The 25624-nt window shown below is 55.5% G+C and carries 18 protein-coding genes; 11 read left to right on the top strand and 7 right to left on the bottom strand.

The window, feature by feature from the left end; translation table 11 throughout:
- Positions 1-264: 264 nt before the first annotated feature.
- From ABQ298_09740 to ABQ298_09725, 4 genes are all read right to left on the bottom strand, one after another.
- Entirely contained in the window at positions 265-1110 is an 846-nt protein-coding gene (locus ABQ298_09740; protein MEQ9824655.1) for a hypothetical protein, read from the bottom strand.
- A gap of 10 nt (positions 1111-1120) precedes the next feature.
- A complete protein-coding gene (locus tag ABQ298_09735; GenBank protein MEQ9824654.1) occupies positions 1121-2383 on the bottom strand; it encodes a phosphatase PAP2 family protein in 1263 nt (420 codons plus the stop codon).
- Positions 2384-2658: 275 nt separating this feature from the next.
- On the bottom strand, positions 2659-3153 hold the full coding sequence (locus ABQ298_09730) for a DUF488 family protein (protein MEQ9824653.1): 495 nt from the start codon (positions 3151-3153) through the stop codon (positions 2659-2661).
- 44 nt (positions 3154-3197) lie between these two features.
- Positions 3198-4388 carry an aminotransferase class I/II-fold pyridoxal phosphate-dependent enzyme gene (locus ABQ298_09725; protein MEQ9824652.1) on the bottom strand — a complete coding sequence of 397 codons (1191 nt, stop codon included), beginning with the start codon at positions 4386-4388 and terminating at the stop codon, positions 3198-3200.
- 350 nt (positions 4389-4738) lie between these two features.
- Here ABQ298_09725 and ABQ298_09720 point away from each other — a divergent pair, with 350 nt between their 5' ends.
- The 3 genes from ABQ298_09720 (at position 4739) to ABQ298_09710 (ending at position 9245) form a co-directional block, all read left to right on the top strand.
- Positions 4739-6673 (top strand): DUF5060 domain-containing protein, encoded by a 1935-nt coding sequence (locus ABQ298_09720; GenBank protein MEQ9824651.1) that lies wholly within the window; start codon positions 4739-4741, stop codon positions 6671-6673.
- 9 nt (positions 6674-6682) lie between these two features.
- On the top strand, positions 6683-7882 hold the full coding sequence (locus ABQ298_09715; protein ID MEQ9824650.1) for a hypothetical protein: 1200 nt from the start codon (positions 6683-6685) through the stop codon (positions 7880-7882).
- A 73-nt stretch (positions 7883-7955) separates the two neighbouring features.
- The gene (locus tag ABQ298_09710; GenBank protein ID MEQ9824649.1) at positions 7956-9245 is read left to right on the top strand and encodes a glycoside hydrolase family 71/99-like protein; all 1290 of its coding nucleotides are present in this window, start codon (positions 7956-7958) and stop codon (positions 9243-9245) included.
- Positions 9246-9388: 143 nt separating this feature from the next.
- Here ABQ298_09710 and rpmB read toward each other — a convergent pair whose 3' ends face one another.
- Entirely contained in the window at positions 9389-9619 is a 231-nt protein-coding gene (gene rpmB / locus ABQ298_09705; protein ID MEQ9824648.1) for a 50S ribosomal protein L28, read from the bottom strand.
- Positions 9620-9838: 219 nt separating this feature from the next.
- Between rpmB and ilvN the strand changes: the two genes are divergently transcribed.
- The 4 genes from ilvN (at position 9839) to ABQ298_09685 (ending at position 14409) form a co-directional block, all read left to right on the top strand.
- Complete coding sequence (gene ilvN / locus ABQ298_09700; GenBank protein MEQ9824647.1) at positions 9839-10333, top strand: acetolactate synthase small subunit; 495 nt, start codon at positions 9839-9841, stop codon at positions 10331-10333.
- Positions 10334-10384: 51 nt separating this feature from the next.
- On the top strand, positions 10385-11413 hold the full coding sequence (gene ilvC / locus ABQ298_09695) for a ketol-acid reductoisomerase (GenBank protein MEQ9824646.1): 1029 nt from the start codon (positions 10385-10387) through the stop codon (positions 11411-11413).
- Between the two features lie 69 nt (positions 11414-11482).
- Positions 11483-12352 (top strand): hydroxymethylbilane synthase, encoded by an 870-nt coding sequence (hemC, locus tag ABQ298_09690; protein MEQ9824645.1) that lies wholly within the window; start codon positions 11483-11485, stop codon positions 12350-12352.
- Positions 12353-12384: 32 nt separating this feature from the next.
- The gene (locus ABQ298_09685) at positions 12385-14409 is read left to right on the top strand and encodes an oligopeptide transporter, OPT family (protein ID MEQ9824644.1); all 2025 of its coding nucleotides are present in this window, start codon (positions 12385-12387) and stop codon (positions 14407-14409) included.
- Between the two features lie 9 nt (positions 14410-14418).
- Here the strand turns inward: ABQ298_09685 and ABQ298_09680 are convergent, their stop codons facing one another.
- Together ABQ298_09680 and ABQ298_09675 are read right to left on the bottom strand one after the other, a co-directional pair.
- Positions 14419-18309 (bottom strand): S8 family serine peptidase, encoded by a 3891-nt coding sequence (locus tag ABQ298_09680; protein ID MEQ9824643.1) that lies wholly within the window; start codon positions 18307-18309, stop codon positions 14419-14421.
- Between the two features lie 195 nt (positions 18310-18504).
- Positions 18505-20622 (bottom strand): M3 family metallopeptidase, encoded by a 2118-nt coding sequence (locus ABQ298_09675; protein MEQ9824642.1) that lies wholly within the window; start codon positions 20620-20622, stop codon positions 18505-18507.
- A gap of 390 nt (positions 20623-21012) precedes the next feature.
- On the opposite strand from ABQ298_09675, the gene ABQ298_09670 reads away from it, so the two are divergent.
- From ABQ298_09670 to ABQ298_09655, 4 genes are all read left to right on the top strand, one after another.
- Entirely contained in the window at positions 21013-22197 is a 1185-nt protein-coding gene (locus ABQ298_09670) for a glycosidase (GenBank protein ID MEQ9824641.1), read from the top strand.
- 39 nt (positions 22198-22236) lie between these two features.
- Positions 22237-23430, top strand: a complete 1194-nt coding sequence (locus ABQ298_09665) for an AGE family epimerase/isomerase (GenBank protein MEQ9824640.1) — start codon at positions 22237-22239, stop codon at positions 23428-23430.
- A gap of 192 nt (positions 23431-23622) precedes the next feature.
- Positions 23623-24855, top strand: a complete 1233-nt coding sequence (locus ABQ298_09660) for an MFS transporter (protein ID MEQ9824639.1) — start codon at positions 23623-23625, stop codon at positions 24853-24855.
- 101 nt (positions 24856-24956) lie between these two features.
- Positions 24957-25331, top strand: a complete 375-nt coding sequence (locus ABQ298_09655) for a cupin domain-containing protein (GenBank protein ID MEQ9824638.1) — start codon at positions 24957-24959, stop codon at positions 25329-25331.
- Positions 25332-25624 lie beyond the last annotated feature (293 nt).

The following is a 25624-nucleotide window of genomic DNA, read 5'->3' as shown; positions in this document are numbered from 1 at the left end:
ATCCAGTCTCTACGAAGAGCAAACCACTGACTGGAGAGCCGGATGCGGGAGATCCGCACGTCCGGTTCGGAGGGAGGGGTGGCTCAACTCAATGAGCCATCCCTACCCCTATCGGAACAAAAGAGATTGTTTTTGAACCTGTTACACGGAGGAAACGACGTGTATCCTGCTCCGGCGAAGCCGGATCAAGAGAGTCCGTAGGACGAACGGTGTTGGATAAGATGAATGATTGGTTGATAGACTGAACCCAGGATTTCAAAACAATCAACCGTCTGCGTTGTCGGGGGAGGGACGGGTCGTCCAGGCCATTGAGCGGGCGGCGGCAGCGGGGAAATCGCGAAGCATGAGCACGGCGAGAGCGAGCGGAGCGGTGTAGCTGCCAAAGCGTTCGATGACTTCCCAGAAGGGTGCTCCTGCGGTGATGAAAAGGAACTCGGTGGCGAATTTCCAGAGCGCAACACCGACTAGTAATCCGGGTGCGGGACGCAGCAGCACGAGCGATGCGAGAAAAAACTCAAAGGCACCCACGGCTGGAGTGATACCGCCGCTCAGTCCTATCGATTCATAGTGGTGGGCGAGACCTGCTTTTTGAGTGAAGAGACCGAGACCCGCGTGGCCGATCAGGAGCAGGGCGGTGGTGATGCGCAATGCCCATGAAAACCTCATGCGCGCACTTGCATCAAGGGGTGGCCAAGCGGTGGGCAGCCTTTGAAAAAGCGGACCGCTCAATCCCACGACGACGAGAAAGGCAAAAGGAACCCCGTAGTTGCCAGCCCGCTCCATTGCCTCCCATACGGGTTCGCCGGAAAACGGACGCAGCAGGGCAGTCCACAAGGCCCACATGCCAACCCAGAGCAGCAGGGCACGACAGGGCCACACCAGTATGCACAGGCCCATGAGGATGTCCATAGTACCGACGATGGGCATGAGGGGCCAGGCAATGGATTCGGGAATGCCAGCGACAGCGAAGTAGGGCAGCCAGCCGGATTTGGTAATAATGCCAAACGCACCGTGGCCGATGAAGCAGCCAGCGATGCCGATGCGTAGAATCCACGGAAGAATGCGGCCTTCCTGTGTGGGGCTGAAGGGAGAAGGGGTGATCGAAGACATGATCAGTGACTCAGTCGATGGGCTGCAGGGAGTGTGCGAAGACCCAGTCGCCGACGGCATTGCCGGAGGTGCGGGCCTCATGAACATCCATGGGGAAGTGGATGCCACCGTAGACGCGGCTCATGCCCACTTCTTCACGGGCTTCGGAGAGCCGTTCATAACTTCGCACCACGCCAGGAAGCCCGTCGGAAGTCACAGAAAATGGTACTTCGTCAGTACCGAAGTAGTGCTGCAATACGCGCACCGCAGCAGAGGTGAAGGTCATGTGCGCAGAGGTGTAGGCGGGGAAGGGAAGGGATGGCATGGAGGGAATGAAATTCGGGTCGGGTTTGAAGTGCGGATTGATGTCAGTTGTCAGCTCGCGGGCATCGGTCTCGGGGCGTGCCGTATTGTAGTGGTATTTGCTGTCCCATGCCGTGATGAAACCGTCGGCGGCGGCAAAGTTGAGCAGGGCAAACAGGCGGGCGCATTCACTGGTGGAAAGCCCACGGTCGCGTGCAATGTTGGTGGCGATCATGTTCCAGTGGCCGGAGGGACCGCTGGTGCCAAGTCCATCCGCCCAGAACGGTACGCTGAGCGTATCGTATTCCGAGCGCTCGGCATCATCACGGGCACCGACGCGCATCACATATTCCAACTCCTCGGCGTATTTTTTGGAGTTGACCGGTGGAGGTGGCGGGGCCCGGAATTGATCGGGTGACTTGAGCACGAATGGTTGGGTGGTGGCCATCTGTGGGGTGACGCCCGAACGGAAATCAGGTGCGGTTGGGCGCCACTTGCCGGGTGCATCGCTGGGCAGGTATTTGGGAGCGACCTTAAACCCGCTGAGTGAGCGCTGCTCAAGCACTTTTTCGGCGACGTGTTTGCCCCAGGCCAGACCCGCATCCTTGCCCGGGCCGTCGGGAATGTTGGCAAGGGCCTGCTCGAGAGCGACGTCAAACATGTGTGGATTGGCCTGTTGACCCCAGATCTCACGAAGCATGACGCGCGCGGCGCCGGCGATGGCGGCGTCGACGTTGGCGCCTTCAGGTGCCTTCTCGGTCACCAGCCAGGGTTCCCACCCGCCCTCAATGCCAGTAACGGCGTCGGCGATGGCGGCGTGGAATGAGCCGAACCAGAGCGCGCTGACCGGCGGTGGATTGCGGGCGAGGCGCGTGGCGTTCAGTGCCTGTTCATTCCAGAACAGGACGGGGTTGTCGATGGCGTGCGTACTGGGAACAACGGTTGTTGCAGCCAGTAGTGCAGTGTACAGGGCGGTTCGAAGGCGAATCATGGTAGTTTGACAGAACAGATGAAGTATTACTGCTGAGGGGCAGCCCCAGGCAGCGATTGGGGTTAAACAGAAGAAGTTAGAGCTGGATCATTTGTTTCCGATATGGGTTTTGATAAAAAGAATAATAGAAAATCGGCGGCGAGGGTAAAAGGGAGTGGGGTTGATCGTCAATTTTATAGGAAAACCGAAAGGCGATTTTGGTTTTCAGTCCGTCACGCAGGTTAGGATTTTCAGTGTAGTGGAAAAGGGCTGTCATGCGGCCAATGTTGCATGCCTCATTCGGGATCAGGATCATCACTGCCGAATACCCACTTGTCCGAGAACTCGTGCAGCATGCAGGGTGGACTGGCAAATGAGGGATGAGACGGTGCGGCATCTTTGGGTTTGTCTGTATTGGTCGGGAACTCAGATGCGCGGGCAGCGATCGCTTGTGCCAGAATCGTGCGATGACAGCGCTTGGCATCCTTGCAGAAACACCCTAAGGCAATCGGGCGGAACTCCGCCAGATGGGCCAATACGGCGATGACTCCCTGTGCTTCACTTTTTCGGATTTGCATTTGGTAGCGCTTGGCAAAGGTGGAGTGTGGCAAATTGCCTTTCAGATACTCCTGAATCAGCTTGGCATCGGGTGCCAGCACCGGAAGCCACAGGTCGAAGTAGCCACGCTGTTGGTATTCGGTTTTAGGAACTCCGCGAGGAAGGTGGCGGGAAACTCCAATGTGAAGGAAGTCTTTCCCCAGTGCACTCCCATAACTGTAGGTTTGGATCATGCATTTCCGGGAGCTGAAGCTGGAGTGTGGCATGGCTGATCTTGTCAGGCACTGAGCGCCTGTTCTAGGTCTGCGAGTAGATCTGGCAGGGATTCCGTTCCAACGGACAGGCGCACAAGCCCGTCGCTGATACCTGCCCTTCTGCGCTCGTGGGTTGACATGCCCCGGTGGCTTGTTGCAGCGGGGCGGGTTGCGAGACTTTCCATGCCGCCGAGGCTGACTCCATGGACTACGAGTTTGAGCTTGCCCAGAAAATCCCGTGCAGCTTGATCGCCATCCTGGAGTTCGAATGACAGTACCGGGCAGCCACCTGTCATCTGTTGTTCGAACAAGGTGTATTCCTCCTCATGCGAGAGGGAGGGGTGGTGAACTTTGGAAACCTCGGGCCGATGGTGAAGCCATTGGGCCACTGCTGCTGCGTTTCGATTGTGAGCTTCCATGCGCAAGGCGAAGGTTCGCAATCCACGCAGGATCAACCACGCGTCCATTGCGTTGATGGTGGCCCCGATGTTCTTGTGGATGGAGCGATGTTCGGGGCGAAAGGACTCCCGGGAAATCACACACCCGCCAATCATGTCTGAGTGACCATTCAGAAATTTACTGGTTGAATGAATCACATAATCTGCACCGAGAGTCAGGGGTGACTGGTTGAAGGGAGTGGCGACAGTGTTGTCCACAACCAGCACGGCTCCGGCAGCATGTGCCAGGGATGCGGTTGCTTCAATATCGATGAGACGCCACAGGGGGTTTGAGGGAGTTTCGATGAGCACAACGCTTGATCGGGTGATGGCTCGATGCCATGCTTTGCGATCCGTAGGATCGCACCACTCGACGGGAATCTGGAATTCGCGTGCGAACAGATTCAACAGCTCGCAGCTTCCACCATAGAGGTCCGGATGTGCGAGCACAGGTCTGGGGTTTCCTGAGCGGGCGATCAGCAGTGCTGTGAGTACCGCTGCATTTCCGGAAGCTGTGACGACAGCATCTTTTCCCCCTTCCAGAAGGGCAAGTGCGCTGGCAAGAGCATCCACAGTCGGGTTGCCAAAGCGAGTGTAGGCATAACCCTGGCGGGTTCCGTCAAAGAGTGCATCGGCCTCGTCTGGCTGTCCCAGTCGAAAGAGGGAACTCTGCACGATGGGAAGCATGAGGCTCGAACCCGCCTCACCCTCAGCATGGGTTGAGATGTGTGCGCAGCGGGTATGAAGTGCAGCGCGAAATGCGTGTGAATCTGACATAACTGTGTGATGAAATGGCTATGAACCGGGGATTGCACAGCTGCGGTTTTGGTCCGACAAGAGAATGAGACTGCTGTTGTTGAACCAGTAAGGCTGCTGGGTTGATCTCAGCACACAGTGTGTGGCGACGACTCCGCAAGTCAACGACGCACCCCATCCGCAAGTGCAAGTTCTAGCGTGATTCTCGCACTCACACTTCTATTTCAGCTGTGTCATCGATGCATTGTGTGCGTTTGATCAGGCACACAGGCATTCCATTTGTGTTGGGTTGCGTTTTGCACTGAAGGGGAAGAACTTGTTGGAGTGGATCAACATGCTGCGATCCCGTATTTCTACAATCCCCTGGTATCATGCTCCAGAATCCATTTTTGTTCCTGCTTCCAGCATTGTTCCTGTTTAGCTCACCTCAATGGCTCATCGCCAAAAACAGTGCCATAAGGGGAGTATGGGAACCTTTGGAACTCAGCTTCGAAGCCCAGGGTGATTACTCAAATCCCTACGTCGATGTGCGTTGCTGGGTTGAGTTGAAAGGACCTGGGTATTCCAAGCGCATTGAGGGGTTCTGGGACGGAGGCAAGCAGTTCAAGGTACGCCTGGTTGCGACCCATCCCGGTGAATGGAGCTGGACCAGTGGATCGAATCAGCCCGATGACGGGGGACTCAATGGACACCAAGGCAGCCTGCATGCAGAGGCCTGGTCTGAAGCGGATATTGCGTCGAATCCGGTGCGTCGTGGATTTTTGCGCAGCACGGCCAATGGTCGCGCTCTCGAATATGCAGATGGCACGCCCTTTTTCATGGTGGGTGATACTTGGCTGGCGGGTTCCACCTGGCGCCTTCCGTTTCGTGGAGTGGGAAGCCCGGAGGACTATGAGCCAGGACCTGGAATGGGGTTTGAGGATGCGGTTCTGTATCGCAAGCGCCAGGGATTCAACTCGGTGAGCATGATTTCCTGTTTTCCCAACTGGGAGGCGGACCTGAATCCCAGTACCTACGCCAATGAAGACGGGATTTTTGTGCGCAATGCATGGGAGAAGTTTGGTTATGATGTGGCCGATGGTCCTGGTGTTGACGCTTCTGGAGGGCTTAGTTACTGGGGGACTTACACGGCAAAAAACATGCGTGATGAATATGGAAACCTGCCTTTTGCCATGTCCTCAACTCGACAGGGTGTTTCTGACTTTGATCGCATCAATCCCGCATTTTTTCAGAGCCTTGACCGAAAGGTGGCCTACCTCTCGGAGCAGGGTTTTGTCGCCTTGCTTGAGACTGTAAGGCGTGATGTGGGGCCAAGCTGGGCTGCTTATCATGACTTTAATGCATCCTTTGCGCGCTTCATGCAGTATCTGGTGGCACGCTACGGAGCATACAATCTCGTGTTCAGCGGCATCCATCTCGACTGGATTCCCGAAGACTTCAGTCTGAGCGCGCAGCAGTTTAATGATGCACTCAAATTCTATCTGAAAACGTATGGACCTCCGCCCTTTGGACAGCCAGTGACAGTATTGATCAACGATTCCACCTACCTTCAGTTTGGACATGCTGACTCCGTGCCTTGGTTGACCCTGCACAGCGTGGGTAATAAACCCAGGGATCACCGGGTCGCGAAGGCACTCGAAACTCTTTTTGAACTCGATCCTCCGTATCCTGCGATCAATTTTGAACCCTACTATACGGGATGGCATCATGAGATCAATCAACCTGGGGGTGAACGTCCACCTGCCAATTCCGACCGTGACAACTACTTTGCAAGAGCGCAAATGTATGGATCGGTGCTATCGGGAGGGTTGGCGGGACATGTGCATGGAACGGCAGCATACGATCTGACGAGCACGGGGGAACCCGCAGGTGCACGCCCTCACGCGTGGGATGCCTTCCGCTATGAGTCTGCCAATTTCATGCGCCATCTGGCTGCATTTGTGCTGGAACAGGGCGATGCCTATCAGCAGCTGCAGCCTGCTCGCAGCGATTTACACCCCCATGCAGCTCCGGATGCACCTGCAGATGGACTGGATGGCTGGAGTTATCTCATGCGCACGCAGGACACCTCGCTCGCACTGCTCTATTTTGAGAATCAATGCGTGTTGCCTGTGCTGCACGGATTTTTACCGGAGGCTACGTATGAACTGCAGTGGTTTGATCCGATCACAGGTGAGTGGCACCCGTCGGATCTATTGCAGAGCGATGCTTCCGGACAGTTGAAACTTTTTGCATTTCCGGGTGGGGAAATGCGAAACTCGCGCGACTGGGCAGCAAAATTGACCCTCAAATTCAATTCGAACTGAACCGCAGCCATGTTTTCATGCATTTTTCCGAAGTTCCGCTTCTTGTTCTGTATTGTGTTTTGGCTCATTCACTCGGTCCTGCATGCCCAGTTTCTCGATGAATTTGATCGGGGTCAGGTTGAGCCGTGGTTCTACTTTACTGGAGATGGTGAAGTCCGCATGGAATTTGTTCCTCACGATGGTTTTGCCCGGATTGGCATTGATGCACGGGAGGATCGCCACAATGTCTGGTGGAGTATCATTAAGCGAAATATCGCTGAAGAGGTGGATCTTGCCCAACTGCAGCAATCCGGCTATGAGTTGCGTGTGCAAGCCCGGATTCGCCTCAGTCATGCACCCCGAAGGATCAATTTCATGATCAATACCCAACGCACGACTGATTTTCACGAGCATTTGGCAGAATTTGATATCGCGGATGCCCAGACCTGGCACACCATCAGTTACACGACGCGGGGTCTGGATGTCATGCCGGGAGATTCTCTCTATGTTCAACTGGGGGTGACCGATTGGGGAGGGGCACAGTATGAGGTGGACATCGACTCCTATCGCGCTGACGTCGTGAAGTTGAGTGAGACGCCTCCCGATGTAGGGGAACCCCTGATCTACCACGCTCCAGTGCCGCCGTTGACTTCATTTTCCCAATCATTGTCTGCTTCGCAGTGCGCTCTCATTCGTCAGGATTTCCCCGAAGTGAACTTCAGTGATTGGCACTGGAGTGGACCCGATGGAACTTTTCCACTTTTGAGTGTAAATGGGGCACAGTGGCTTGTGGTGCGTTGGGATGTGTCGCGCTTGACTTCACCACTGGTCGAATCTCTCGGGGTCTTAGAGCTTCGCCTGCATTCCCATGCGAGTGGAGGAAGATATGTGGATGCCTACGGTGAGGATCTTGGAATTGAGTTTGGTAAGCTGCGCGTGATTGAGATTCTCAATGCCGATCCCCGATGGAAGCGTGATTCGGTGACCTATGATTCTCTTACGCAAGGACTACCCTATGAGCAGGTCTTCAATGAACAGATGACCTATGATGTGGATCTTGCTACCGATGAGCGGGAATATCTGCGTCTCACCTTGTCCCGCCCGGTGATGCAGCGACTGCTTGACGGGACCACGCAGGGCTTGCTCATCCGTCCGCTGGGTGCGGTCAGTGCCAATTTTTTTCCTGCAGATGTTGATGCTCCAAAGTTGTATTTTCATCTGAAAGAATGAAGGGGAAACGATTCCGTCAGGTTTGACGCCGTGCGTAAAACTGCATGATATGCTTCCCATGAGCAGGATGATCATGAGTAAGGTTGCCAGGTGGAAGGTTGCAGGTGCTGCATTGCTCCTGCTATCGGGAGTGCTCCAGGCACAGCTCCGGCACAGTGAGGGTTCTGCCTTTCCCAGTTATGAGGGCAGGGTGATGGCCGGATATCAGGCATGGTTTCGTGCTCCGGGAGATGGTTCGGGACGCGGATGGGTGCATTGGGGGGCGCACGGACAGTTTTCTGAGGCAAGTGCCTGCACGGTGGATTTTTGGCCGGATGTGTCGGAGTACAGTCAAACCTATGAAACCGATTTTCGCCTTGTCGACGGCAGTGCTGCTCGGGTTTTCAGTTCTTACGATTTCTCCACGGTCGACACCCATTTTCGATGGATGAGGGAATACGCTATTGATGGCGTTTTTCTGCAGCGATTTTTTCCCACGGCAGCTGGCCGCGCGGTTGATGCGGATCCCGACAAAGTGGTGCGCAATGTGGTGCAGGCAGCGGAGAAGCACGGACGCGCATTTGCGATCATGTATGACTTATCCGGCCTGCGACCGGGGCAGGATGACTGTGATACCCTGATAGAGGATTGGAAGCGCCTCGTGGATGAACTGCGCCTGACAAGCCGCGGAGAGGATCAGACCTATCTCTATCACCGGGGAGGACCCCTTGTCGCAATTTGGGGAGTGGGGTTTCCGGACCGTTCGTATGACATCCGGGAGATTCGACTCGAAGCGTTCATCGATTTTTTGAAAAACGATCCGGAATACGGGGGCTGCAGTGTCATGCTGGGGGTGCCCACCTATTTTCGCGAATTGCACACCGACAGTGTCGCCGATCCCTATCTGCACCGCCTGATCGAATCTGCAGACATTGTCATGCCCTGGATGGTGCTGCGCTTTTCCTCGGTTCTGCACGCTGAAGTGCAACGCTATCACACGCACATTCTCCAGGATCGTGCCTGGTGTGAACAGCGCGGACTTGACTATGTGCCCGTCGTGTATCCCGGCATGAGCTGGTACAATCTTTCCATTTTTGAAAATCGTCCCCATCAGCAACTCAATGCGATTCCGCGTGTGCAGGGACACCACTATTGGATGTTGATTGACACTGCCATCAACTCAGGTGCTCGCATGCTCTATGCGGCTATGTTTGACGAGGTGGACGAAGGAACTGCCATCTTCAAATGCACCGACGATGTGCCTGTGAGCAACCGCTGGAAATTTGCCACTTTTGAAGGTACTGGCAGCGACTACTACCTGCGCCTTACCGGGCTTGCTGCGGAATCGCTTCGGCAGCGCCTGCAGAGCGTTCCAGCCCCGTAGGATTTCAGTCTGCTGGAAGTCGGATGTTCCGGATTTTCATCTTTGCCTGTCGGGAATCCCCGCATCCGGGCACAAAAAATGCCATCCTGAACTCAGGACGGCATTTTTCAAAATCAGTATTCCGGGCAAATGTGACCGGAGGTTCAGGCCTTTTGAACCAGACCTGCCTTGATGGCCTTTACCGATACCCACATGCGCTTGACGCTGCCATTGGGCAGGCGCACCCGGATCCGCTGAAGATTGGGGCGGAACACGCGTTTGTTGGTCTTCACAAGCTGAAGTCCAATACCGCCGCTCTTTTTGCTTTGACCCTTGTGGATGATTTTACCACCGGTGTGGGGTCGTTTTCCTGTAACTGCGCAGATTCTTGACATGGTGAAATTTGGAAAAAGGTTGAAGATGACGATCCGCAAATCCTTTTTCAAGTCAAAATTCAATCCAGCTCGGCTTTTCCGCAACTCGGGCAATCTGCATTCCCGCTTTCCATTCTGCGATCCACGATCCGGAAGCCATTGCGTTCCGATTTTAACGTTGACCCGATAGACATTGCATGATTCTCGGTTATTCTTTTTGAGACCTTCCACCACCATTCGATGACCGCGAAACATACCATCTCCATTTTGGTCGAGAACAAGTTCGGCGTTTTGGCCCGGATTTCCAGCCTCTTCAGCGGACGTGGCTTCAACATTGACACCCTGAATGTAGGACCCGTGCACCGCGACGGATATTCCCGGATCACTGCAACGATCATTGGTGACGATGCCGCACTCGATCAGGCGCTGAAACAGCTCAACAAGCTGATCAATGTGATTGAAGTGGAGGATTTCAAGGGAGCGGAGGCAGTTTCCCGCGAGCTGATTCTCATGCGGGTACAGGCACCCTCTGAAGCCCGTTCCGAGGTCATCCAGATCTGCGACATCTTCCGCGCAAAGATCATTGATGTGGCGACAGATACTGCCATCATCGAAGTGACTGGAAATGCAGCCAAAATCACGGCTTTTCTGAATTTGATCAAACCCTTCGGTATTCTCGAAATGGCTCGCACCGGTCGGGTGGCTCTGCGTCGCGGAGTCGTTCCCGATGCCTGAGGTGCGCGTCAGTGCGTCAACCGATTCCTGAACCATCTAACTGAATAACAGATGCCCGCAAAAATATATACTGAGAAAGAAGCTGACTTGAAGTTTCTTGAAGGAAAAACGCTTGCAGTCATTGGCTACGGCTCACAGGGCCATGCCCATGCGCTGAACCTGAAGGACAGCGGCTGCAATGTGATCATCGGCCTTTACGAAGGCAGCAAGTCCAAACCCGTTGCTGAACAGCATGGGTTCAAGGTGCTGGCAACTGCAGATGCGGTGAAAGCAGCTGATGTGATCATGATTGCGGTTCCCGACATGAAGCAGGCTGAGATTTACGAGCGTGATGTGGCTCCCCATCTGACTGCGGGCAAGACGCTCATGTTTACCCATGGTCTTGCAATCCACTACGGTCTGATCAAGCCATCCGCTGATATCAACGTCATCATGACCGCGCCCAAGGGTCCCGGCCACACGGTGCGTTCGCAGTATCTGGAAGGCAAGGGCGTTCCGTCGCTCATTGCAGTCTATCAGGATGCCACCGGTGATGCCAAGAATATCGCACTGGGCTGGGCAAAGGGCATTGGTGGCGCGCGTGCAGGCGTTATCGAAACCACTTTCAAGGAAGAAACCGAAACCGACCTTTTTGGGGAACAGGCTGTACTTTGCGGCGGTGCTTCCGCGCTGGTCACGGCTGGATTTGAAACCCTCGTGGAGGCGGGATATCAGCCCGAGATGGCTTATTTTGAGTGCTTGCACGAACTCAAGCTCATCGTCGACCTCATGGTCGAATCGGGTATCTCCGGTATGCGCTTCTCCATCTCGGAAACAGCGAAGTTTGGAGATATCACCCGCGGTGACCGCGTGATCAACAAACACTCCAAGAAGGCCATGAAGGAGATTCTCAAGGAAATCCAGGACGGCACCTTCACCAAGGAGTGGGTCAAGGAATACAAGGGTGGGCTGAAGAACTACAACAAGATGCTCGAAGACGGGGAAAATCACCTGATCGAAGAGACCGGCCAGCGTCTGCGTGCGCTCATGCCCTGGGTTCCGAAAAAGGACATCAAGGGAGCACAAGCTTCCTACAGTTGATTGAACTCCGCACGGAATTCGTTTTATAGACATGGGGTGTTTGCGTGAGGCAGACACCCCTTTTCTTACATGAAATCTTTGATTCGCATTGCGACTCGCAAGAGTCCACTCGCTCAACGCCAGGCCGATCTGGTGATGCAGGCAATCACCTCACTTCGTCCGGATGTTCGCTGCGAGAAGGTGCTCATCACCACATCGGGGGACAAGCGGCAGAGTTGGTCGCTGTCGGAAAAAGGAGGCAAGGGCCTTTTCACCAAGGAAATTGAAGATGCCCTGCTGGAGGGGGATTCGGATCTCGCCGTTCACAGCTCGAAGGACTTGCCCACGGACATGCCGGAGGGGCTGGAAATTCGGGGATTTCTCCCGCGTGAGGATGCTCGTGATGTGTGGGTGCTGCGCAAGGGACTGACGGATGGATATCCGCGGGAGATTGCAACGAGTTCACCGCGTCGGCGTGCGCAGGCCAAATCCTTTTGTCCCAATGCGGTGTGGAGTGAGATTCGGGGCAACGTCGACACACGCCTGAACAAAGTGGCAAATGGCACGACTGAGGCTACCTTCCTGGCGGCAGCCGGATTGAATCGCCTGGGGATTCACGAATGGGAGGGGGTGGAGTTTCGACCCTTGCCATTCAAAGTCATGGTTCCGGCAGTGGGGCAGGGCGCGATCGCCCTGCAGACGCGCGTGGGGGATCTTGCCTGGCTGGAATCCCTGTGCTGTGAAGCAACCCGCCTTGCCGTTACGCTGGAGCGAAGCCTGCTCTTTGAAATGGAGGGCGGCTGTCAGACCGCGATGGGCGCGCATTTTGATGGCAACGCATTCCACCTCTTTCATGAGGACTGGGGACACCACACACTCGAACCGACTGCGGAAAACCTTCGGGAACCCGCACCGTATGTGCGCTCGATTCTTGAGCGTTTTCGCGAAACATCCGCCTGAATTTCCTGAAACTTGCGAACCGAGCCACCACGATGAGTCATCCGCGCGCGCCCCTTCAACCCCTGATTCCGGGTCATGTTTCGATGCCCTCGTTCACGCTCAAGGCACTCATCCTTGGCATGCTGCTTTCGATGATTCTGGCGGCGGCGAATGCATACATCGGGCTATTGGTTGGCATGACCGTGTCGGCTTCGATTCCGGCTGCAGCAGCGGCGATGGGAGTTTTTCGCCTGTTCCGGAAATCCAACATCCTGGAGGCGAATCTGGTGCAGACTTCGGCCTCTGCGGGAGAATCCCTGGTGGCGGGTGTGATCTTCACCATTCCGGCGCTCGTCATGATGGGAGCCTGGCAGGGCTATGAATACCTGCCGATTGTCGCCATATCGCTCATTGGTGGATTGCTGGGAGTGGCATTTACGATTCCACTGCGACGCGCACTGATCGTGGAGTCCGATCTGATTTTTCCAGAGGGTGTAGCGACGGCGGAGGTCTTGAAGACCGGAGGCATCTCACGGGGAGGGGACGAGGATGAACCCCGTGATACCGGTTTCAAATGGCTGGTGCAGAGCTGTTCCATCGGTGCGATATTCAAGGTGCTGGAGTCGGGCTTTCGTGTGATTGCAGCAGACGTGGGGGCTGTTCAGGCCGTTGCCGGTGGAAAGCTGTTATTGATGGGAGGCATCACCATGAGTCCGGCACTGATCGCGATTGGATACATCGTGGGATCGAACATCGCCTCAATGATCTTCATAGGGGGTGCCATTGGCACATTGATTGGCGTACCGCTCAACTGGATGTGGAACGCGGACCGACTGTTGCTGGAGAATGGATTTTCGGCGGGTGTTGCCTGGAGCAGCCTAGACGCCGATGCCTGGATGCTGCTTGCCGAAGCCTCCTGGCAGGACTGCCGCCGCATCGGAGTGGGTGCGATGCTTGTGGGAGGACTTTGGTCGCTGTTGATCCTGATCAAACCCGTCTGGCTGGGCATTGCAGGCAGCTTTCGTGCCCATCGCGAGGAACGCAGTGGGGGTGCACGCATGGAGCGAACCGAGCGCGACACACCCATGCCTGTGGTTCTGTGGTTCAGCCTGTTGTCGATGGTTCCGACTTATTTCATCTTTCTCTGGGCATTACAGGACTACGATGGAAAACTCTGGGTAGCGGGGTTGATGACGGCGCTCATGGCATTTTTCGGATTTGTTTTCAGCGCGGTTGCGGGCTACATCGCGGGATTGGTGGGTAGTTCGAACAGCCCGATTTCGGGAGTGACCATTGCCACAGTGGTGGTGGCGTCGGTCATTCTGTTCAAAGTCATGGGCAATGAAGGCCCCTTGGCCATCGTGGGACCCATGGCGGTGATGTACCTCGCCGGATTCATATGTTCGGCTGCATCGATTGCCGGTGACAACATGCAGGACCTCAAATGCGGGCAAATCCTGGGGGCAACCCCGTGGGTGCAGCAGGTGTTTCAGGTGGTGGGAGTGGTGGCGTCCGCACTGGTGATTCCGCTTACACTCGAAATTCTGGACAAGGGTCATGGCATTGGCCGTGCGGTTCGGGAAGGTGCGCCATTTCTGGCCGCCCCTCAGGCCAGCTTGATGAAGGACATTTCCACTGGCATTTTTGGTGCTGGCATTAACTGGAATTACATTGCACTGGGGTGTTTGCTGGCAGTGGGACTGATCCTGCTCGATCAGTGGCAGCGCATTCGGGGTCGCAGTTTCCGCTTTCCGGTGCTTGCGGTCGCCGTAGGCATCTATCTGCCACTCAATCTCAGTGTGCCTATTTTTATCGGAGGCTGGCTGATGCACTGGGTCAAGTCCCGTGTTGCCTACACCCAGGAAGGCGAAGCCCAGCAGGTTGAAAACCGGGGATTATTGCTGGCTTCGGGACTCATCACAGGTGAAGCACTGACAGGTGTGGTGATCGCGATTGTGGCAGTGCTTGTTCCCTCCATCTTCCCTGGGGTGTGGTCCCACGCCTCGAGCCTGGCCATCATCGCGATGGCGGCGATCATGGTTTACCTGGTTCGCACGACGCTGAAGGCGCGTTCGTGACACCTCCAGTCAGGCAGGATCAAGGTGCTCAGTGGAGATTTGATCGTAGAGGGATTCGAGATCACTGGCGAGCGTCCATCCGAGTTTCTCCTGGATTGCATGCTGCCAGCTTTCCAGCAATGCATCGCTTGCGCTTTGTTCGAGAAGGGGACGCAAGCGCTCGTGTGCCCGTGCTGGGTATCCCTCTTTCCAGAGCAGCAGGATTTCCAGTCTGGATGCCAGATTGTCGAGTGTTTTGGACTCACCATGATTCCAGCGCCTGCTTTCATTCCAGGCACTGCGAGCCTGTGAAGGATCCCCCAGTTTGAGCGAAGCCTGTGTGGCAATCAGCTGAGCTTCCCTGAGATAATGGCTCAGGTTCTGAAATTGTTTTAGGCGTTCGGCTTCTGCTTTGCCAAGCACAGAGTCAGGGTCATCAATCACGGGTTTGGCACCAAGGTATTCCGCAACTTTCGCGGGTTCACAGTCTTGGATCAGCTGTTCGATGCGACGTTGAAAGGTGCGCAGCTTGTTTGCCGGAGGGGATACCGGAGTATGGGTGAACTCGTGGGAATCTGCACCGGCAAACCAGGGATCGATGAGTTCTGCGTCGATTGCCAAACTGTAAACCTCCTCCAACCAAATGCGCGGATCAGTGGAGTTCCGTGAAAGTTCTTTGAGCAGGGAATTGCGCTCAGACTGAATGGCGGCTGAGAAATCCTTTCGGCTTTCCTTCAGGAACGCAAGTTGTTGGTCGTAAACTGCCTGTTTGAGGGTTTCGGCTGTGGAGGGGGTCGATGATGTGGACTCAGACTTCGAGGGTGTTGCTGAGTCAGCGCGCAGTGCGACCAGTTCGATGGAATTCACGGAGACGTCCCCCTCCTTGATCGTCAGGGTTCCCAGATAGTGATTCAATGCTGCGGGAAGTTTGTCGGATTTGAGGGGGTCGGGCAAGCGCATCACAAGCCACTCGCTGCGATCCGGTTTCAGGGAAACGGAATTGTGAGTTCGACCGCCACTGTAGCCTGAAAGTCCTACGGACAGCGCAACGCTCTGCTTCTCGATGGGAGCTGTGAAGACAAAAGGCAGGGGTTTGAGCCGTTCCAAGACCTCGATGTCCGGTGAAATGAATTGACGGACCAGACGGTTTTTGCCCTTGGGAAGTTTGAGTTTTTCCTCGGGATCACTGGGAGCCAAATCGGTGCCGACTGGAAAGCCCTCTTCATCATAGACTGTAATGATTCCTCCTCCGGCCTCAAACTCGGTGGCGAACTGAACCACTTGGAATTCGACTTCGAGGGGTGCATCGAGCGACAGGAAGGCGACCTGTTCCAGTTGAAAGCTGGGTTGTTCGTCCGCATCCCGTTCGCCACCCGGACGAGTGCCCCGGCGGTCAAAGGGGGAAATGCGCGTGCTTTCCGGCACCAGGCTGAAGGCAGCGCGGTCGATGGACGCCTCCAGATCAAAACGGCTGTCAAAGCGTGATTCGAGCATGACGCGGCTGGGGCTGCCATTGTCGAGCAGGACCAGCGACTGCGGTTCGGTGATTGCAGATCGCCATTGCCCGCTCCACTGCAGCGAGGTGGATTCGTCATAGGACCAGACTTGATGCAGTGTCAGTTCGAGTGGGAGACCTGGGCGCACCGGTATCTCAAAGGTTTGGGTGTCACCGGGTTTGAGCGTGAAATATTCGCGATTTTCGAAGTGCTCGATATCCTCATGGGCGACCAGACTCAACGCGTGCATGACAAACAGTTTTTCGACACCGGGTTCGGAAGTGCGAGTGACGGTCAACGAGAGTTGACGGACTCCGTCGGGTGGAGTGAGGAAGCGTGTATGGGATCTGGAGCTTTCGAGCGAAAAGCTTTGCTCAGGAAAAATGCGCTGGGCGGCAACTGGAGCGCTTTGCACCACCGTAAAAGGGATGCGGATGAGCGGACCGGCATCGGGTGCGTCAGCGAGTTCCAGTTCGAGGGTGTGATGGTGAACTGCACCGGAGGGTCCGACCTGCTGATTGAGCAGATCAAAATCGATCTGAGGCCGGATGACCTTGCCTCCATTGGTGAGCTGCATGCCCTCGGGAAAGTTCAGCCAGGAAGGAGCCGTGCGGGCTTTCAGAAAAAGGTTCAGTGCGTATTGGCTGGAAGTATCGAGGGAATCCGGGAACGCAGGTTGCAGGTTCATGCGCACACTGCGCCTGCCTGAAAAGCGGGATGCATCTGAGCGCAGGTAGACACCGGGGCCATCGGCATAGGCGTTTCCACTGACCTCGATCTGATAATTGAGATCGAGTGCATCGATTGCCTGATGGGAACGCAGGTGCTGCCATGCGCCAGTGGCATGGATCAAACCCGCGCCCTGGGCAAACGGGGGTTCGGAGTCGAGCATTTGCGCCGAGTTCATCAGGGCGTATCTCAGGCGGGCAGGACTGGTGCGCAAGCCCTCCTGCTTCGCGGCACTGATGAGCAGCGCTCCGACACCTGCAGCTGACGGGGCGGCCATGGATGTGCCGTTGTAGAGGGAATGACTTTCCAGACTGTCCCGTCCCAGTGCAGCGATGGCGGCACCAGGGGCCAGAATGTCGACTCCCATGTCTCCGTTGCGTGCAGGACCCCGCGAGCTGAACATGAACGGGGTCGAGCGAGTTTCTCCGATCACGCCATAGAGCAGTTTTCCCATTTCGGGGGAGACATGGGCACCCACTCCAATGACTTGCTGAGCTTCCCCTCCGGGTGATCCGAGCGTCGACAGTGCGGGGCCATCGTTGCCTGCCGATACGAAGGCGGTAACACCGTATTTGCGGGCCAGAAGATCGTAGAGTTTGACTCCCCATGAGCTTCCATCCTGGTGAAAACTCTGTCCACCCCAGCTGGCGTTCATGATGTCGACCTGATACTGCGCTGCGATTGCAACCGCGAGGCTTTCTCCCATGTAGGTCGATGAACCTCCGATGCGAACATCCCCCATGCGGATCGAGAGGATTTTGGCACCAGGTGCAATGCCATCGAACGCGGGATTGTCAGGGTGATGAGCGGCGGCAATTGATGCCACGTGGGTGCCGTGCGAACCTGAAGTCGTGACGATGGAAAGGCGATTGCCCGACTCGAACACCTGCACTGCAAAATTCACGGCAACGGGATCGGGAAACTGTGCCCACTCTCCGGCAATTCCGAACGGACGCAGAACCATCTCGTCGCGCAAATCTCCGTCTTCATCGGTGTCCACGATGACCTGCCATTGCTCGCCATCCTGCCACAGGACGCAATCGTAGAATGGCCCCTTGTCGAGCTTGGCGAGGGAATCCACGTAGTGGTCGAACTCACTGGCGAGAGCCTGAGATTCGAGGGCATCCGGCCCCGTCCCTACCTCTGGAGTTGCGGGCTGGTTTCGCAGAAAGCTTGCGCGCTGCTGCTGTGCCCGCTGGTGCATGTGTTCGACCCGATAGGCCATCAAGCGTTGCCAAACCGCAGAACGAAACAGCTCCTTTCCGTATTTGACGCCGATGTGGAAGGTTTGCTCCGATTGATGGAGCTGTTCAGGAAGGGTGAGTGTGCGTCCGGTCAAGCCCGTCAGCTGACCCTGGTCGTTTGCCTGCACCTGGGTGCGGGTGTCCACATCGCCAGCGCCGGATGCATCATAGAGATTGAGCAACTTGCGCTCCCCCGTGCTCGTGACCTGCATGCCCGGTGCTTCCGGGTCGACTCCGGTGTCGAAGATTGCGATGACCACGTCCCGACCGTCGTAGGTGGGGTATTGCTGCAGAAAGTCCATCACCCCGGTTTCGGTTTTGGGAATTTGCGATTGCTGCAGCTGCTGCAGCAGGGTGGGTTCGTCCGGATTTCCCGTGAGCATTGACAGGCAGAGTGTGGAGCTGGCAAGCAAGGCCAGTGTGAGCGGGTTGCGGGTGATGGTGACAGGCATGGGTCTGGTGTATTGCTCGATGGCGGGTGTTGCTAAAGGGTGAAGATGCGGATGTGAAGAGTGGTCGTTAGGCAACAACGGGCATGTGTCCCGACGATGCAGCACCGGTAAAAAGAAACGCATCCCTTCCGCAGGCGGGGAAGGGATACGGCAAGCAAATCCGGTGTTTTGGGAATTTCAAACGTTCGGGTGCGATCAATGCCCTTCGTCGTTGTCGAGACCCAGTGAGCGCACAAATGCGGCATTATTGGGTTTGCGACCGAGGAAGCGTTCGGCACTGACGTTCACGTCCCGCGAGTTTCCGGGTTCAAAAATCTCCCTGCGCAGGCGCATGCCCATCTCGGCATCCAAAAAACCACCGGGCGCGGTTGCAAATTGGTTTGCGATGTCGGCTGCGATGACATCAGCCCACGCATAGCCGTAGTATCCTGCATCATAACCAGCGAGGTGCCCGAAGGATGCGACCAGAGCGGTCTGCTCGGGGAAGGGCATGTAGATGCGCTCGACGATTTGGTTGGTCACACCAGCAATGTCCTGGGTTACCGCCTCCGGGTCCGTCTGGTGGTGCAGCGTGAGATCGAGAATTCCGAAAGCAAGCTGGCGCCGGTAAAACCATCCTGCTTCGGCTTTCCGGGAAGCGTTGATGCGTTCCACGATGCCCTCCGGCAGCTTTTGGCTGAGGTCCTGCCAGTGTGCGGCGAAGAGGTTCAGCACTTCTGGGTCCTCCAACCAGAACTCCAGCACCTGCGAGGGAACTTCGACAAAATCGAGCGGTACCGATGTGCCTGAAAAATGGGCAAAGCGGGATTCGGTCAGGATCGAGTGCAGGCAGTGTCCAAACTCGTGGAAGAGGGTTTCGACATCCTCAAAGCTGAGCAGGGCGGGTTCGTTTTCCCCAGGGGGTGGAAAGTTGCAGATGAGTGCCACTGTGGGGCGCTGGTAAGTGCCATCGGGCAAGGTTCCCGCGCGGATGATATTGAACTTGGCGAAGTGGTTGAATTTCCCCTCGCGCGGGAAGGAATCCATGTAAAAGAGTCCCAGTGGTTTTTCTGTTGCTGCATCGCTGATGATGTAGAGTGGGACTGAGGGGTCCCATGGGGTGGGATTTTCGATTTCATCAATGACGATGCCAAAGACATTTTCATAGATTTGGAACATGCCCTGCACCGCACGCTCGAAGGGGAAGTAGGCTCGCAGGGATTCGGAATCGACCGCATATTCTTCCTGCTGCTGTTGCTGTTGATAGTAGCGCACATCCCAGACGTGCAGTTCAGCATCGGGGTTATTCGTATGGGTGATTTTGCGTTCCCGCAGGGACTGCAGCTCCTGCTGGAACTTGGGTTCAAGCTGTTCTGCGAGATCTTCGAGAAAGTGGAGAGCGCGATCACCGTTTTGCGCCATGCGGACTTCGGTTCGATAATCTGCCCAGGTTTCATATCCGAGTGCTTTTGCCAGACTGGCCCGAACATTCACCATCTTGGAGAGCAATTCGAGATTCGACTCCATGGCCCGGCGGTTCCGAGCTTCGAAGACACGCTTTCTTGTGGCCTCCGAGTCGGCACGGTTGAAAACGGTCAGCACGTGGTGGGTCACGTTGGGCAAAATTTCGTATTCGCCTTCCACATTGCGAATGCTTTCGAGAAAGGAGTCGCTGAGACCCGCGAGTTCCTCCTTTGTAAAGACCAGGACTTCATTGGCCTCACGGATGTGATCTCCAAAAGCGATGGACAGAGCACTCAGTTCCTTGTTCAGGGCTTCTACTCTGGCCCGTTCTTCGATGGGAAGATCGAAACCCAGGCGTTCATACTCAAGCAGCATGTCATCGACGAGACGTTGCTCCTGATCATCCAGTGAGGGATTGCTGTCGGCGAATGCCTTGAGGTTGAGATAGACATCCTCCCGGTAGTTGAACGCAATTTGTGCTTCGCTGAAACGTTGGATCACCTTGGAAGCAGCGTCGCGAATTTCGGGATTGGCATGTGTATTGTTGACGATGCGAATCGGAAGGATGCGATTCGTAATTTCCATGCTGCCCCAGTCGAGTGCGCCAAAGGTATTGTCAAAGCTGAGGTCACTGACTTCCAGTGCTGCAATTTGATCACCAATGGTATCGAGCATTTTGAGCAGCTCAGCTTCGCTTGCTTCAATGGCTTCCACACTTTCCGGAAAGTCGGGAATCGTTAACTTGACGCCGTACTGGTGGGTACGCTCGGCATACTGGTCGAGGGTCGGATAGCCCATCATACCGGCGTGGAGCTGAAATGTGGCACACAGGGCCAGCAGCAGAAGTGGAGTATGAATCAGTCGAATCATGAAGTTTTGCATGTTTTTCTGAGCAAATTAATCCAAAAACAACGAAAGTCGATCCCGGATCTTCGCGGTTGGAATCTTGGGGGAATCAGCAAATTCCCGTCTGCAGGGAGAGTTTTGAGTGATGCAAAAACTGCGATTTGAAGGGAGGTGTGGAGGTTGTTCAGCTCCCGATTCGAACGGCATGAGGAAGTGCAGCGATGCGTGCAGCATTCATTCAATTGAATGACAAGGTTTCTCATTTTACAGACCCATCGATTGCAGTATGATTCGCACTTTGGCATGTTCTGCGGATGGAGTGCTGAAGTCCCGGGCAATAAACGCTGCAATGCACGCTGGGGCATGGTTGCTCCAATGCATGCGGTGGTGCTGCTGATGACGAAAGATCAATTTATGGAAACATTTGAACAACGAATCGCCCGCATTCGAGCGGAACACGAAGCTCTGCTCAAACGCCCAAATGCCAAGGTTGAGCAAACCCATGGCATTTATGATCGCTACGAGCACCCGGTACTCACGGCAGCTCATGCGCCCGTTGAATGGCGTTTTGACCTGAATCCGGCAACCAATCCGTTCTGCATGGAACGCTTGATGATCAATGCGACCATGAATGCAGGTGCGATGAAATGGCAGGGAAAATATCTGGTGGCGGCGCGCGTGGAAGGCAGTGATCGAAAGTCATTCCTTGCCATTGCCGAAAGTCCGAATGGCATTGACAACTTCCGATTCTGGGAGCGTCCGATCACGATGCCAGAGACGGATAATCCGGACACCAATGTGTATGACGTGCGCCTTGTCTCGCATGAGGATGGATGGATCTACGGGGTCTTTTGCACAGAGCGTAAGGATCCATCGGCTCCGGAACTGGATACGAGCAGTGCTGTTGCGGCAGCAGGCATTGCCCGCACCCGAGATTTGGTGAACTGGGAGCGTCTGCCCGATCTTCGCACTTCGGGTGGGCAGCAGCGCAATGTGGTGCTGCACCCTGAGTTTGTGGATGGAAAATATGCCTTCTACACCCGTCCTCAGGATGGATTCATCGACACCGGTTCGGGAGGTGGCATTGGGTTTGGACTCACGGATGACATCACCAACGCCGTGATTGATGAAGAGATCATCATCGATAAGCGTGCGTACCACACTGTATATGAAGTCAAGAATGGACAGGGACCTGCACCGATCAAGACGGACAAGGGTTGGTTGCACCTCGCACACGGTGTGCGCAATACTGCTGCGGGCCTTCGCTATGTGCTCTATGTGTTTGTGACGGATCTGAACGACCTGACCCGAGTGATTTACAAACCGGGCGGACACCTGATCGGACCTCGCGGAGCAGAGCGTGTCGGGGATGTGTCCAATGTGGCATTCACCAACGGCTGGATTTGTGATGAGGATGGCACGATTTTCATCTACTACGCCTCGGCGGATACGCGCCTGCATGTGGCCACCACGACCGTGGAAAAGTTGCTCGATTACGCGATACACACTCCGGAGGACAAGCTGCGATCAGCGGCTTCGGTGCAGACGATCAATGCCCTGATCGACCGCAACAAGGCCTTTCTGCAGGGCAAGGCCTGAGTTTGCTTGTGCACTGGAACAACACCAAGGGAAATTGACATGGACCCAATGACCTTGCGCATGGAAATGGGTGCGGAACTCGAACGCATCCTGTCGTTCTGGATGGAGCATGCCGTCGATGAGACGCATGGAGGATTTCACGGGGAACTGGACAATCAGAATCAGATTGTTCCGGGAGCGGATCGCAGTGCCATTCTCAATGCACGCATCCTTTGGACCTTTGCGGCGGCTCATCGCATAACGGGTTGTGAAGCGTACCGCCACATGGCAGATCGTGCTTTTGCCTACCTGTCACAGCACTTCGTTGACCGGCAGCATGGTGGCGTTTTCTGGTCGGTGCATCCGGATGGCAGTGTGGCCAACGACCGCAAGCAGCTCTACGCGATTGCATTTGCGGTCTATGGCTGCTCCGAGTATTACGGCGCAACGCAGACGCCCGAAGCCCTGCAACTGGCTCAGGCACTGTACCGATCCATCGAACAGCATGGATTTGATGCAAAGCGTGGGGGATACTACGAGGCATTTGCCCGGGATTGGGGTGCTTTGCAGGATCTTCGTTTGAGCGACAAGGATGAAAACGCGCCCAAAACCATGAATACCCACCTTCACATCCTGGAGGCGTATGCGAATCTGCTGCGCTACTGGAAAGATGCAGGGCTGGAACAGCAGTTGCGACATCTGATCGAAATCAGCCTGGAAAAGATCGTGCAGGATGATTTTCACTTTGGCCTGTTTTTTGATGAGGACTGGAATCCAACGCACCGCAACGTGTCCTTCGGGCATGACATTGAAGGTTCGTGGCTGTTATGGGAGGCTGCCGAAGTGCTGGGTGATGCCGCTCTTGCGAAGCGTGTGAAAACGGTTGCCCTGCAGATGGCGGAGGTCACGCTTGAGCAGGGAATCGCACCGGGAGGCGGGGTGATGGAGGAATTGCACATCGGTCACGGGGTGAAGGATACCAGCTTTCACTGGTGGCCGCAGGCCGAGGGAATTGTCGGGTTCTACAATGCCTACCAGTTGACGGGAGATGCCCGCTACTTTGAAATGGCAACGCGCCTGTGGTGTTTTGCAAGGGATCACCTCCGGGATCTGGAGCACGGGGAGTGGTTCTGGCATGTGGATGCTGCGGGAAATGCATTGCGCGACGCCTGCAAACTGGGGTTTTGGAAATGCCCGTACCACAATGGTCGGGCCTGCATGGAAATCCTTCACCGCATCCCGAATTCGATCTGAGTCAGCGCGAATTGAGCGTGCTCCTTGCTGCAGTGCCATGGGTGAACTCGACTGCGCGGACAGGGTCGTGACATTTCCCGATTTCAAGGAAACTTTTTTCCGCCATGATCGTTTTGGACTGCCCATTGGCATGCCAATCATCAAGGATGCCAACCATCGGGTGGGGAAGTGCTCCCCGTCCCAAACATTTGCATGAAGCTGTATCGAATTGGACGTGAGGATCTGTCATCAGTGGCAGGATTCATGACGCTGGGTCTCATGATGGGACAGATGGGACCATTGCTCAGTGCTGCGAGCGTGGATCTTGGCATCGACGCTCAGGAGATTGGAACCACCATCTCTGTGTTTTTTGGAGTCTCCATCATCGGCATTTTGATGGGATTGTTCTGGATACGCCCCCTGGGGAAGGAACGCTTTCTATTGCTGGCCAGTGCCTTGCTTGGAGTTGCCTATGCGGGAGGGTTGGCGATTCGCAGTCCGCTTGGGCTGACGGGCATCACGGTGCTGACGGGACTGGGTTTGGGGATGTACCAGATTGGGATCAATTCGCTTGCGGTGGATCGCACATCGTCCTGGAAAGAAGCAGACCAGGCAGGGCGCATTGCCTTTCTGCAGTTTTTCTTTGGAGTGGGTGCAGTCCTGGCACCGTTGCTGGTGGATTTGAGCCACTTGCATTTGCACAACTGGCGGCTGTCGTATGGCATGGTGCTGTTGCTGGGTCCTGTGGCAGTGGCAGTGGGCATGTTGCGGGATTTGAGGCAGCAGCGAATCGGTTCTGGCGCTGTGAGCGATTCGGTTGAAGAGACGTTCGAACGACCCTTGCGTCACCCGATCCGGTGGAAGTTACCGCTGCTGATGGTGTTGTGTGTTGCTGCGATCTACACTGCGCTGGAAACCTCCATGTTCAACTGGCTGAGCTTCTACTGGGATCGACGTTTTGAGGGAGTTTCCTGGATCACGGGTGCACGGGCGAGTGCGGTCTTCTGGTTGATTTTTTCCCTGAGCCGCGCTGGCATGGGCGTGGTGGTAGCCCAGCTTGGCGCATGGCGATCCCTGCTCAGTTTTGCGCTGCTGATGGGGTTGATGTTTGCCATTTGGGTGGGATTTTCCCCCGGCCCGTGGGGGTTGTTGCCGATTGTGGTGGGAATTGCCCTGCTCATGGGCTGCATGTTTCCAACGATTTTGGTGCTGATCAGCCGCCAGCAGCCGGGAGAGAGTTCACAGATCATTGGAGTGTTGTTTGTCCTGATCACAGCGAGTGCAACGGTTGCGCCCATGGGCATTGGCCAGGTGTGCAAACGCTTTGATATCTCGATGTACCCGTGGACATTGCTTGGAATCGCAGCTCTGCTCATTGTGGGATTGCTCAGCGCACGAGAGCTTCGCCGTCGTGCGAAATCGCGTTTGCGGCAGGAAGAATCCTGAGAGCGTGATGCTGCGTGAAGCATATTTGGGTAAACCTGTGGGGGAGTGCATGAGAAAATCTTGGATCTGGACGGGATCGCAGAATTCCTGCTCAATGCAGTATGCAGACAGGTGATGCGCTTCCCTTTACCACTCGGCATGCATCGTTTGATGGTGCCCGATCCAAACCCACGCAGTCTGGCTATGTGCTTCCATTCATCGATGGTCCGACACGGACGCTCAAGCGTTTGGAATCCCATCTCACGCGTCTGCACGCGCGAAGTGCCTCGCATCCGCCGCACCGGCATGAAGATGAGGAAATCGTGATTCTGCGCTCGGGCCGCATCGAAGTGGAGGTGGAAGGGCAGGTGCATTCCTTGCTGAGTGGGGATATGCTGGTGATTGCCTCAAATGACCTGCATGGTATTCGCAATGCCAGCAATGAAGTGGCGGAGTACTATGTTGTGCGCTTCGAAGTGGGGCAGGATTCTGCATGATACCCAAGAGTCTTTAAACGACGAATTCATCATTGAACCACAGAGGACAGAGTGAAAATTAGGAATACTGGTTCTGGTTTTGTTCACTGAACAGAAACGTAGGGTCTTCGCTAGCCGGAGACCTCAGTTACCTCACAAGATGCGGCATCATGGTGAACGCGAGTCCTACGGAAACGTGATTGATGATCAGTGCTTTTGGTTTTGCGGGGTTGTGGAATTGTGTTAGAACCGTGCCCCATGCCAGCCTTTGATTTTCCGCTAGAAACGCTGAAGCAATACCAGGGAAGCAACCC

This window comes from Puniceicoccaceae bacterium, from assembly GCA_040224245.1.
Lineage (GTDB): Bacteria > Verrucomicrobiota > Verrucomicrobiia > Opitutales > JAFGAQ01 > JAKSBQ01.
The sequence above is the reverse complement of the archived record's forward strand: the minus strand, read 5'-3'. Positions and strand labels throughout refer to the sequence as shown.